The following is a 12,240-nucleotide window of genomic DNA, read 5'->3' as shown; positions in this document are numbered from 1 at the left end:
TTCACTGACGGAAACTCAGTATCAGATTGTCAGTGTCACTCTCCTGCCACCAGGCCACAACAGAACGTACCTGCTGTCTGACATCCTGTCCCGGCAAATCAACGCAGATATCCAGCAGGCAGCAGCCCGATAAAATCAGACAAAAATACTGAAGCGGGCCGCTTAATACGGCCAGTATCTGTTTTACTTTTTTGCCGGACAGACGCTTTTTGTGTGACATACGCGATGATAGTGCTGGTTCTGAGATACGTTCCATGTACGCGTCCTCTGTTATTCCCTTGCCGAAAATACATACTACGTAATGCCCGCCGTCAAAAACACTCCGTTATCCTGATGGGAACGATCTCTTTTTTCTAATATATTCATAATGATAATTGCAATCAAAAAACCATCAATCCGCCATATCATCCGCGATAACACTGCCGCCGTGCGGTGCGATGTTAATCAATCTGTACAAAATCCGCGGCAACAGACCGCGAAGCGGTGGCGGTATGCGGGATGGCGGTGTATCATTGCGCGTTTATCATTGTAATCCGCATTTTCGTAGTAAAATTATGGCCAAAGAACAAACGGATCGTACCACGCTGGATTTGTTCGCTGATGAACGCCGGCCCGGACGCCCGAAAACAAACCCGCTCTCCCGTGATGAGCAGTTGCGGATTAACAAACGCAATCAGCTGCGGCGTGACAAAGTTAACGGATTACGCCGTGTTGAGCTCAAACTGAATGCGGATATTGTCGATGCCCTGAACCAGCTGGCATACGAAGAAAACGTGAACCGGGGAGAACTTATCGAGCAAATTCTGCTTGATTATCTTCAGCGTTCAGATTTATGCACCAAATTGTGAGACGACACACCACACAAATTTGACAGACTTCAAATACTGTTTTCGTCAGAATAGTATTTATAAAGATGAAATAGTTATAATTTCTGCTTGTTGTCGCTGCGGCGTCCTTTTTGCAGGTACAGAGATTTTCGGTTGAGAGGCTTATTTATGGCAATCGCAGGTATATTTTTCGGTAGTGACACCGGTAACACAGAAAATATCGCTAAAATGATTCAGAAATCACTCGGCGATGATGTCGCAGAAGTCAGGGATGTTGCCAAGTGCAGCAAAGAGGACATCGAAGGGTTTGATTTCCTGCTGCTGGGTATCCCGACCTGGTATTACGGCGAAGCACAGTGTGACTGGGATGATTTTTTCCCGACGCTGGAAGAAATTGATTTCAGCGGTAAAATTGTGGCGATCTTCGGTTGTGGTGACCAGGAGGATTACGCAGAGTATTTCTGTGACGCCATGGGTACCATCCGTGACATCATTGAGCCGCGCGGCGCCACCATCGTGGGTCACTGGCCGACAGAAGGCTACCACTTTGAAGAGTCAAAAGGACTGGCAGATGACAGTCACTTTATCGGCCTTGCGATTGATGAAGATCGCCAGCCTGAGCTGACGAACGAACGCGTGGCAAAATGGGTTGAGCAGATCCGCGAAGAAATGAGTCTCGACGAGATTCTGGCAATTTAAGGGTTACCCCGTAAATTGCGAATGATAATTCTGCTTATTTATGTAATGATATTATTATCCGGTCCGGCATCGGTCAGGCGAATCGCACCTGACGCCTTTTGATAGCCGGGCATTGTGTTCAGCCGTTGAGCGTTCCCCTGAAGTGCGCTCACCAGCGACAATATAGGACTAAATCCGCATGACCGATAACAATAAAGCATTGAAAAATGCAGGACTGAAAGTCACACTTCCCCGCCTGAAGATTCTGGAAGTGTTACAGGATCCGGAGTGCCATCACGTCAGTGCGGAAGATCTCTACAAAAAACTGATCGATATCGGTGAAGAGATTGGACTCGCAACTGTCTACCGCGTTCTGAATCAGTTTGATGATGCCGGTATCGTCACCCGCCATAATTTTGAAGGCGGTAAATCCGTATTCGAACTGACCCAGCAACACCACCACGATCACCTGATCTGCCTGGATTGCGGTAAAGTCATTGAGTTCAGTGATGAATCCATTGAGACACGTCAGAAAAATATCGCGGAACGCCATGGTATTAAACTCACCAACCACAGCCTGTACCTGTACGGCCACTGTGCGGATGGCGACTGCCGTTCTGATGATGGTATCCACGACGAGAAAAAATAATTCTCTCCGGTAACCGAATTGTATGAAAGGTGCATAATGCACCTTTTTTATTGTGTTTTTTCCGTCAGACACAAACAAAAAAGCCGTTCGCATGAACGGCTTTTTTTATATCAGTAACAATGTGTTATCTGTTATTTACTTTCCATTTTTGCCCAGGTATCACGCAGGCCGACAGTCCGGTTAAAGACTAATTTATCCGCTGAGGATAATTTGGCATCGGCACAGAAATACCCTTCACGCTCAAACTGATACGGCTTGCTGCTGTCTGCGGCGACCAGTGACGGCTCCACAAAGCCCTGACGGATCACCAGAGAATCCGGGTTGAGTGTTGCCAGGAAGTCATCTTCCGCACCCGGGTTAGGCACACTGAACAGACGATCATACAGACGGATTTCCGCCGGTACCGCGTGTTTCACGCTGACCCAGTGAATAACACCTTTCACTTTACGGCCGTCAGCCGGATCTTTGTTCAGGGTTTCCGGATCATAAGTACAGTAGATAGTGGTGATATTGCCTTCGCTGTCTTTATCCGCACGTTCCGCTTTAATCACAAACGCGTTACGCAGACGCACTTCTTTATTCAGCACCAGACGCTTGTACTGTTTGTTGGCTTCTTCACGGAAGTCAGCACGGTCAATCCAGATTTCACGGCTGAACGGCACTTCACGGCTGCCCATTTCCGGTTTGTTCGGATGATTCGGCATGGTCACCATCACATCGCCTTCCGGCATGTTTTCGATCACGACTTTCACCGGATCAATAACGGCCATCGCACGCGGTGCGCTTTCGTTCAGATCGTCACGGATACAGGATTCCAGCGCCGCCATTTCGACGTTGTTATCCTGTTTGGTAACGCCGATACGGCGGCAGAATTCACGGATAGAGGCAGCAGTATAACCACGGCGGCGCAGACCGGAAATGGTCAGCATGCGCGGGTCGTCCCAGCCCTCAACAAATTTCTCGGTCACCAGCTGATTCAGCTTACGCTTGGACATCACGGTGTATTCGAGATTCAGACGTGAGAATTCATACTGACGCGGATGACAATCGATGGTGATGTTATCCAGAACCCAGTCATACAGACGGCGGTTATCCTGGAATTCCAGGGTACAAAGTGAATGAGTGATCCCTTCCAGCGCATCAGAAATACAGTGCGTGAAATCGTACATCGGATAGATGCACCATTTATCACCGGACTGATGGTGTGTGGCAAATTTAATACGGTAAATAACCGGGTCACGCATCACCATAAAGGAGGATGCCATATCAATTTTGGCACGCAGACACGCTTTCCCTTCCTCAAAGCCGCCGTCACGCATTTTTTCAAACAGCGCGAGGTTCTCTTCCGGGGTGCGGTCACGGTACGGGCTGTTTTTGCCCGGCTCTTTCAGGGTACCGCGGTACTGGCGGATTTCTTCCGGACTTAATTCGCAGACATACGCCAGGCCTTTGTTGATCAGCTCAACAGCGTAGTTATACAGCGTGTCGAAATAGTCAGAGGAATAACAGACTTTGCCGCTCCACTGAAAACCGAGCCATTTGACATCGTTTTCAATGGAATTGACGTATTCCACGTCTTCTTTCACCGGGTTGGTATCATCAAAACGCAGATTGCATTGCCCCTGATAGTCTTGTGCAATGCCGAAATTCAGGCAGATTGATTTTGCATGACCAATATGCAGGTATCCGTTCGGCTCAGGCGGGAAGCGCGTGTGAACCGTGGTATGTTTTCCGGAAGCCAGGTCTTCGTCAATAATCTGACGAATAAAGTTTGTCGGGCGGGCATCAGCCTCGTTCATTGTCATAATTCCTCAATGCAATATGCGCGTTAATAACCCCATATCATCCGATATGATGCGCTCATATACAACCACTTGATCACGGAAATATCAGCAGGACAGGTGCCTTCGCGCAAAAAACAGATAAAAAAACGGGAAGCAGATGCCTCCCGTTATTATCATAACTGCAATCACTTATTTAATGACGTGATACAACTCAGATTCGTTTGCCTTAACCAGACCTTTGGCAACAATCTCCACGCGATCATAATCGTCGATATTACTGATGATTACCGGGCTTATCATCGATTTGGCGTGTTCGTTCAGATAAGCCAGATCCAGTTTCAGTACCGCATCACCGGCCGCAACCTGTGCACCCTCTTCAATCAGGCGGGTAAAGCCATTACCGTTCAGATTCACGGTATCAATACCCATGTGAACAATAATCTCCGCACCATTATCCGTTTCCAGGCAGAACGCATGGTTGGTATCGAAAATTTTCACCACGGTACCTGCTGCCGGCGCATATACGGTGTCACTTTCCGGTTTGATAGCGATACCGTCACCGACAACACGACTTGCAAATGCTTCATCCGGTACAGCAGATAAATCAACCACTTCACCGTCGAATGGTGCCACCAGCGTCAGTACCACGTTACCGTCGCCCTGCGCTTTGGCTTTAACCGCCTCCGGGGCGGCTGCGGCTGCCTGAGCCGGAGCCACCGGGCCCTCTTTCAGCACATCACGCATCGCGTTGGCAATCAGTTCGGCACGGGTACCGACAATCACCTGCACACTCTCTTTGTTCAGACGGATAACACCGGAAGCACCGATGTTTTTCGCATAAGCATCATTCACCTGCGCAGAATCTTTCACGGTCAGACGCAGACGGGTGATACAGGCATCAATACCGGTCAGGTTATCTGATCCGCCGACAGCCGCGATATACTGACGCGCTTCGCTGCTGATGGATTTTTTCTCATCTTTATTGCTGCTGACATTCTCGCTGTAACCATCAACGGTATCGTTGGTTGCCATCGCCGCTTCGCGGCCCGGGGTTAACAGGTTGAATTTGGTGATAACAAAGCGGAACACCACATAGTACAGGGCAAAGAAAACCAGCCCCTGTAAAATCAGCATATACCAGTTAGTCGCCAGCGGGTTGCGTGAGGACAACGCCATATCCACCAGCCCCGCACTGAAGCCGAAACCGGAGATCCACTGCATGGTTGCAGCGATAAACAGAGAGATACCGGTCAGGAAAGCATGAATGACATACAGCACCGGTGCCACAAACATAAAGGAGAATTCAATCGGTTCGGTGATACCGGTGAAGAACGCGGCAAAGGCACCGGCGATCATAATACCGGCCACTTTTGCTTTATTTTCCGGTTTGGCGCAGTGATAAATCGCCAGCGCAGCACCCGGAATACCAAACATCATGATCGGGAAGAAACCGGCCTGATAACGGCCTGTGATACCCGCAACCGCTGTGCCTGCATCAATAGATTGCTGACCGGCCAGGAAGTTAGGAATATCGTTGATATCCGCCACGTTAAACCAGAATACAGAGTTCAGTGCGTGGTGCAGACCGACAGGGATCAGGAGACGGTTAAAGAAGCCGTAAATCCCCGCGCCCCATGCGCCCAGGTCTTTAATGCTCTTACCGAAGGAAACCAGTGCATCATAAATGACCGGCCAGACATACATCAGCACCGCAGCAACCAGAATCATCACAAATGATGCCAGGATCGGCACCAGACGACGGCCGCTGAAGAATGACAGAGCCATCGGCAGTTCAACACCGCTGTAGCGGTTATACAGTTCAGCAGAAATAACACCGACCAGAATACCGATAAACTGGTTGTTGATCTTACTGAATGCCGCCGGAACAGCTTCCGGCGGGATACCCTGAATCATACCGACTGTCGCGGTGGAACACAGAGTGGTGACCACCATAAAGCTGACAAAACCGGTCAGTGCTGCCGCACCGTCTTTGTCTTTTGACATCCCGTACGCGATACCGATAGCGAACAGCATTGACATGTTATCAATGATCGCCGCACCGGATTTAATCAGGAACGCGGCAACCACGTTGTCCGCACCCCAGCCCGTCGGGTCGATCCAGTAGCCGACCCCCATCAGAATTGCCGCAGCCGGTAATGTGGCGACAGGCACCATCAGTGCCCGGCCAATCCGCTGCAGATAGTTCAGTATACCCACTCACTCCCCCTTGCCGCCCTGACGAACGGCCTTTTTGTTTTACTGCATTATTATCACAGTCATGACTGACTGCCTTATTGTGTACAACCGGATTATTTAACAACCGGCCTGATTACCCGCCGGATTGTGTAACACTTATTTTACTGCCAACTATACGTACCAGTCTAAAAAGTTTATTTTGCATCGCAAATTAAATAGCTGTGATTTGTGATTATTGTCACCAATATTCATCACCGGCTGGTTAAAATGCTGGCAGTCACACAAAACTTATTTTAAGATAAAAAATATCTTTTCCGGCGGCTGTATTCTCCCCCGTGACTAATAAATCCCGGGTATTCATGTTATAGATGAGAAGGGAATAATCTTCCTGAGACAACACAGCAGGTACCGGGCCGATAATCCGGTATAACTTAATGAGGTAGAATTGATATGCGTTTAATCCCTCTTGCGAAAGCGCAGGATGTCGGTCAGTGGTCCGCACAGTACATCGCTGACAAAATCAATGCGTTCCGCCCTTCGGCAGAGCGCCCGTTTGTTCTGGGACTGCCGACCGGCGGCACCCCTCTGGCGACCTACAAGGCGCTGATTGCCCTGCATCAGGCCGGAAAAGTCAGCTTCCGTCATGTGGTAACCTTTAATATGGATGAGTACATCGGCCTGCCGGAATCACATCCGCAGAGCTATCACTCATTTATGCATGAAAACTTTTTTAACCACATTGATATCCCGGCAGAAAACATCAATTTGCTGAATGGCAATGCCCCGGATACTGATGCGGAATGTGAACGCTATGAAGCGAAAATAAAAGCGTACGGCGGCGTACAGCTGTTTATGGGCGGCGTCGGTAATGACGGTCATATCGCGTTCAACGAACCGGGCTCATCACTGACCTCTCGCACCCGTGTCAAAACACTGACCCCGGAAACCCGTATCGCCAACTCCCGTTTCTTTGATAATGACATTAATAAAGTGCCTAAGTATGCACTCACTGTGGGTGTCGGTACCCTGATGGATGCCAAAGAGCTGCTGATCCTTGCCACCGGCCATAACAAGGCAATGGCGGTACAGCAGGCGGTTGAAGGCTCAGTGAATCATATGTGGACGATTACCTGTGTCCAGATCCATCCGAAAGCCATTGTGGTATGTGATGAACCGGCCACACTTGAGCTGAAAGTGAAAACCCTGAAGTATTTCTGTCATCTTGAATCTGACATTATCGAACAATTTTCTGCTGAATAACCGATGCTGACCGCCCTTTATCCGGGCGGTTTTTGTTGTGTTGTCTTATCTTTAAATAAGTATTCTCTCCCCCAGGAGGCGTTATGTACGCATTAACCAATGCCATTATTTATACCGGTCACGATCGTCTGGAAAACCACGCGGTCATTATTGACGGCGAATTAATCCGCAGCGTGTGTCCGGTCAGTGAGTTACCGGACGGAATTGATACCCGTGATCTGGGCGGTGCCATCCTCTCCCCGGGATTTATTGATTTGCAGGTCAACGGCTGCGGCGGCGTACAGTTTAATGACAATGAGGACGATATCACTGTCCGCACCCTGGACATTATGCAGAAAGCCAATGAGCGTACCGGCTGCACCAGCTTCCTGCCGACACTGATCACCAGCCCCGATTCGCTGATGAAACTGAGTGTCAGCACCATGCGCGACTATCTGAAAACACATAAAAACCAGGCGCTGGGGCTGCATCTTGAAGGGCCGTATATCAACCCGGTGAAAAAAGGCACGCACAACCCGGCTTATATCCGCAAACCGGATGCCGCGATGATCGATTTCCTGTGTGACAACGCAGATGTGATAACCAAACTCACCCTGGCACCGGAAATGGTTGAGCCCGCTGTTATCCGCAAACTGACGGATGCCGGCATTGTGGTTTCATCCGGGCACTCCAATGCGAGCTATGAAGAGTCCCGTGCCGGATTTGAAAACGGAATTACCCTCTCCACTCACCTGTTTAATGCGATGCCGTATATTTCCGGCCGCCAGCCCGGACTGATCGGTGCGATTTATGATACCTCTGAAATATATGCCGGGATTATTGCTGACGGCCTGCATGTCTCCTGGCCGAATATCCGCAACAGTAAAGCCCTCAAGCGCGACAAGCTGATTCTGGTCACCGATGCCACCGCGCCGGCAGGACTTGATCCGCAAACCAGCGAGCTGGATCATTTTATCTTTGCCGGCAAAACGATATATTATCGTGATGGTTTATGTGTGGACGAAAACGGCACTCTGAGTGGTTCTTCGCTCACCATGATCCGCGCAGTGGCAAACTGTGTTCAGCATGTCGGTATCCCGCTGGATGAAACCCTGCGCATGGCCACACTCTATCCGGCACGGGCAATTGGTGTTCAGGACAGACTGGGAAGTATTAAATCCGGCAGTATTGCCAACCTGACCGCCTTCACCGCTGATTTTTCTGTCTGTATGACAATCGTTAACGGGAATGTGGTTCATTTATCATGAGTAAAAGATGCCGATGGGTAACGGAATTCCGCAGATAGGTAATATTGATTTAGTCAAACAGCTGAACGGGGCGGTAGTTTACCGCCTGATAGACCGTTCCGGCCCGATTTCACGTATTCAGATTGCCGAACAAAGCCAGCTGGCCCCCGCCAGCGTCACCAAAATTACCCGTCAGCTTCTTGAGCGCGGCCTGATAAAAGAGGTGGATCAGCAGGCATCCACCGGCGGACGCCGCGCTATCTCCATTATTTCCGAGCACCGCGCTTTCCAGACCATCGGCGTGCGTCTCGGCCGCCATGACGCCACCATCGCACTGTTTGATCTCAGCGGACGTGCCATTGCAGAGGAAACCAGTCCCCTGGAAGCCACCTCTCAGGCGGATGCGGAAGCAAAACTTATCGCACTGATCGATAATTTCAGGCAGGCGCAACAGCGCCGTATCCGTGAGCTGATCGCCATTGCGGTGATTTTGCCGGGGCTGGTCGACCCTGATCTCGGCATTGTCCGCTATATGCCGCATATTACCGTCAGTGACTGGCCGCTGACCGAAAATCTCCATCAGCATTTTAACCTGCCCTGCTACGCCGGGCATGATATCCGCAGCCTCGCGCTGGCTGAACACTATTTCGGTGCCACCCGCGACTGCGCGGATTCTCTGCTGGTACGTATTCACCGCGGAGCCGGGGCGGGGATCATTATCAACAATCAGATCCTGCTTAACCGGCGCGGTAATCTCGGTGAAATAGGCCATATTCAGATTGATCCGCTCGGCGGGCGCTGTCATTGCGGAAACTTCGGTTGTCTGGAAACCGTCGCATCGGATGCCGCTATTGAAACACGGGTAAAACATCAGCTGGAACAAGGGTTTGAAAGCGAATTAACACCGGATAACTGCTCCATTCGTGCTATCTGCCGGGCAGCAAACCGGGGCGATGCTCTTGCGGCTGAAGTGATAAAACAGGTCGGCAATTCTCTCGGAAAAGCCATTGCTATCACAATAAACCTGTTTAACCCGCAAAAAGTCGTGATTGCCGGTGAGATAACCGCTGCTGAAAATGTCCTTCTGCCCGCACTGCAAAGCTGCATAAATACGCAGTCACTGAAAAATTTCCGCGAGGATCTGCCGGTCGTGATTTCACAGCTGCCGCCAAACTCCGCTATCGGTGCATTTGCCCTGATAAAACGGGCCATGCTGTACGGTGAATTGCTGCTGCATGTTCTCGAAAACAAACCGGATGCGGAAGAATAATCTGCTGCCTGATAAATGCATCAACTCTGTGATTTTATCCTGTTTTTTGTTCTGTTTATCTTCAAAGTGATTATTATGCAGGCAAACAAACGGATTTCATCAAAATATCTGCAAAAAGCAGTTGACGCTTTTGGCTGTAATCCGCATAATGCGCCCCGCAACGCCGATGAAGGTCACGCAAAAAAAAGATGGCTACGTAGCTCAGTTGGTTAGAGCACAACACTCATAATGTTGGGGTCACAGGTTCGAATCCCGTCGTAGCCACCATCTTTTTTGCGGGAGTGGCGAAATTGGTAGACGCACCAGATTTAGGTTCTGGCGCCGCAAGGTGTGCGAGTTCAAGTCTCGCCTCCCGCACCATTTCTCGTGACATTCGTTGTTGCTTATTGTATTTCCGGATGGGGTATCGCCAAGCGGTAAGGCACCAGGTTTTGATCCTGGCATTCCCAGGTTCGAATCCTGGTACCCCAGCCATCTTCCACTCAGTGGAAAAATGAAGTATGATAAGCCTCGTTTTTCAGGTGGGGTATCGCCAAGCGGTAAGGCACCAGGTTTTGATCCTGGCATGCCCAGGTTCGAATCCTGGTACCCCAGCCATATTCTGAAAAACGGCTTTGTTAAAGCAGTAAAAGATGGCTACGTAGCTCAGTTGGTTAGAGCACAACACTCATAATGTTGGGGTCACAGGTTCGAATCCCGTCGTAGCCACCATCTTTTGCAATAAGTATATTTTGGGGTATCGCCAAGCGGTAAGGCACTGGATTCTGATTCCAGCATTCCCAGGTTCGAATCCTGGTACCCCAGCCAAATTCTGAAAGCCCGTCTCTGACGGGCTTTTTGCTTTTCTGAATCCGGATAAAGATTTCATTTGTACTCAATGTACAACGCGCGACAGCGGGCAAAAACAACGAAAAGCATGCGCGTCAGGGATGACGCGCCTGAGCGCACACGGACGTGTTTACAGCGGCTTTTCGTTTTTGCCTGCTGTCCGCCATCCCCGGGAGCCGAAGAGAATCTCCCGCCCTGCCTGAATCAGCAATCAAACTCCCAGTGCATATTTCAGCGCCAGCTTTTTCAGCGGTGTTGCACGTTGTGCCACTGTCAGCGCCAGATTACGCAGCGGCTGTAACACAGGCAGAGTATTACTGAAGGTCAGATAAAAGGCATCCATCCCGGCCTGCATCAGCAGGTTATCCGGACGACGGCGGCGCTCATACCGTTTAAGAACGGATTCGCTGCCCCAGTCCTCACAGCACTCACGCGCTGCAATCAGGGTATTCAGTAATGTATCCGCATCGCGGTAACCGAGGTTTACCCCCTGCCCGGCCAGCGGATTGATGGTATGCGCCGCATCGCCGATCAGTGCCAGCCCGTCCTGCACATAGTGTGCGGCATGATGCCGCACCAGCGGGAAAGAGCCGCAGGCAAGTGGCGTGACATCGCCGAGACGTTCAGGGAATGACGTACAGATTTCCGTTTTCAGCTGTTCAGGCGGCAGTTTACTGAGCTGGCGTATCCGCGCCGGTGAGTCATACCAGACCAGCGAAGCATAAGAATCAAACAACGGCAGAAACGCACGCGGGCCGGACGGGAAAAACTGCTGCCAGGTGATATCCTGCTGTTCACGTCCGGTATCCACGGTGATCAGCATACAGGACTGGCGATACTGCCAGCCGCGGCTGCCGATACCGGCCAGAGTTCTGACCTGTGATTTCGCACCGTCCGCGCCGATCACCAGCCGGGTTTTTATCACATCACCGTTATCAAACGACAGTAACCACTCCCCGTCACCTTTTATCATAGTCTGCAACCGTGCCGGACACAGACAGGTGATCAGCTCATGAGCCGTGATTTTTTCCCATAATGCCCGTTGCAGTACCGGGTTTTCCACCATATACCCCAGCTCAGGTAACCCGAGGCTGTCTGCGGTAAAGGTCACTTCCGAGCCCGGTTCCTCATACGTTTCCAGTGTGCGGTACGGCACACAGCGCATTTCACGGACACGCTCCCACACACCGAGGCTATCCAGTAACTCAACAGATGCGCGGCTGACAGCGGAAATCCGCACATCAGGGCGGCTCTGAGCATCGAACGGTGCCGGTGCCTGTAATTCGGCCACCGTGACGCGGAAACCGGCCTGAGCCAGTCCCAGGGCGGTGGCTGCACCAATCATTCCCCCGCCGATAACGGTGACTTCAGAATGTGTTAACGGGTTATCCATGACATACCTATTCTAATACGTTGATTTTTTGTTCAATTGCCGTAAATTCACCGGGAAAGGTGAAGATCCGTGCTGCCGGGTCTGGTCACTGGTGTGTCAAATGACTACAATATCGACCATTGGTTACAT

General features: G+C 50.6%; 10 protein-coding genes and 6 tRNA genes. 12 read left to right on the top strand and 4 right to left on the bottom strand.

Annotated features, from left to right (window positions below; all coding sequences use genetic code 11):
* Position 1: 1 nt before the first annotated feature.
* Positions 2–256, bottom strand: coding sequence for a hypothetical protein (locus AAZR23_RS00460; protein WP_052926243.1), 255 nt, complete (start codon positions 254–256; stop codon positions 2–4).
* Positions 257–554: 298 nt separating this feature from the next.
* On the opposite strand from AAZR23_RS00460, the gene ybfE reads away from it, so the two are divergent.
* From ybfE to fur, 3 genes are all read left to right on the top strand, one after another.
* On the top strand, positions 555–848 hold the full coding sequence (ybfE, locus tag AAZR23_RS00455; protein WP_004235627.1) for a LexA regulated protein: 294 nt from the start codon (positions 555–557) through the stop codon (positions 846–848).
* Between the two features lie 147 nt (positions 849–995).
* On the top strand, positions 996–1,526 hold the full coding sequence (gene fldA / locus AAZR23_RS00450; RefSeq protein WP_046893696.1) for a flavodoxin FldA: 531 nt from the start codon (positions 996–998) through the stop codon (positions 1,524–1,526).
* Between the two features lie 178 nt (positions 1,527–1,704).
* Positions 1,705–2,154: a ferric iron uptake transcriptional regulator gene (gene fur, locus AAZR23_RS00445; RefSeq protein ID WP_046893695.1), complete on the top strand. Its 450-nt coding sequence runs from the start codon at positions 1,705–1,707 to the stop codon at positions 2,152–2,154.
* 131 nt (positions 2,155–2,285) lie between these two features.
* Here the strand turns inward: fur and glnS are convergent, their stop codons facing one another.
* Both glnS and nagE read right to left on the bottom strand, forming a co-directional pair.
* Positions 2,286–3,953 (bottom strand): glutamine--tRNA ligase, encoded by a 1,668-nt coding sequence (gene glnS / locus AAZR23_RS00440; RefSeq protein WP_046893694.1) that lies wholly within the window; start codon positions 3,951–3,953, stop codon positions 2,286–2,288.
* Between the two features lie 174 nt (positions 3,954–4,127).
* Positions 4,128–6,155, bottom strand: a complete 2,028-nt coding sequence (nagE, locus tag AAZR23_RS00435) for an N-acetylglucosamine-specific PTS transporter subunit IIBC (protein ID WP_052926245.1) — start codon at positions 6,153–6,155, stop codon at positions 4,128–4,130.
* Between the two features lie 429 nt (positions 6,156–6,584).
* On the opposite strand from nagE, the gene nagB reads away from it, so the two are divergent.
* From nagB to AAZR23_RS00390, 9 genes are all read left to right on the top strand, one after another.
* On the top strand, positions 6,585–7,394 hold the full coding sequence (gene nagB / locus AAZR23_RS00430; protein WP_046893692.1) for a glucosamine-6-phosphate deaminase: 810 nt from the start codon (positions 6,585–6,587) through the stop codon (positions 7,392–7,394).
* 83 nt (positions 7,395–7,477) lie between these two features.
* A complete protein-coding gene (nagA, locus tag AAZR23_RS00425) occupies positions 7,478–8,641 on the top strand; it encodes an N-acetylglucosamine-6-phosphate deacetylase (RefSeq protein ID WP_046893691.1) in 1,164 nt (387 codons plus the stop codon).
* Between the two features lie 13 nt (positions 8,642–8,654).
* Positions 8,655–9,890, top strand: a complete 1,236-nt coding sequence (gene nagC / locus AAZR23_RS00420; protein WP_166708926.1) for a DNA-binding transcriptional regulator NagC — start codon at positions 8,655–8,657, stop codon at positions 9,888–9,890.
* A gap of 190 nt (positions 9,891–10,080) precedes the next feature.
* Positions 10,081–10,157: transfer RNA gene (locus AAZR23_RS00415), tRNA-Met, on the top strand.
* An 8-nt stretch (positions 10,158–10,165) separates the two neighbouring features.
* Positions 10,166–10,250 (top strand) — tRNA-Leu (locus AAZR23_RS00410).
* Positions 10,251–10,289: 39 nt separating this feature from the next.
* Positions 10,290–10,364, top strand: a tRNA-Gln gene (locus tag AAZR23_RS00405).
* A gap of 48 nt (positions 10,365–10,412) precedes the next feature.
* Positions 10,413–10,487: transfer RNA gene (locus AAZR23_RS00400), tRNA-Gln, on the top strand.
* A gap of 37 nt (positions 10,488–10,524) precedes the next feature.
* Positions 10,525–10,601: transfer RNA gene (locus AAZR23_RS00395), tRNA-Met, on the top strand.
* A 21-nt stretch (positions 10,602–10,622) separates the two neighbouring features.
* A tRNA-Gln gene (locus AAZR23_RS00390) sits at positions 10,623–10,697 on the top strand.
* 232 nt (positions 10,698–10,929) lie between these two features.
* On the opposite strand, the gene ubiF is transcribed toward AAZR23_RS00390, so the two are convergent.
* Positions 10,930–12,111, bottom strand: a complete 1,182-nt coding sequence (ubiF, locus tag AAZR23_RS00385; RefSeq protein WP_434689829.1) for a 3-demethoxyubiquinol 3-hydroxylase — start codon at positions 12,109–12,111, stop codon at positions 10,930–10,932.
* Between the last annotated feature and the right edge of the window lie 129 nt (positions 12,112–12,240).

The organism is Morganella sp. Je.2.23, assembly GCF_051129855.1.
Taxonomy (GTDB): Bacteria; Pseudomonadota; Gammaproteobacteria; order Enterobacterales; family Enterobacteriaceae; genus Morganella; species Morganella sibonii.
Note: the sequence above shows the minus strand (reverse complement) of the source record. Positions and strands in the feature narration are given on the sequence as shown.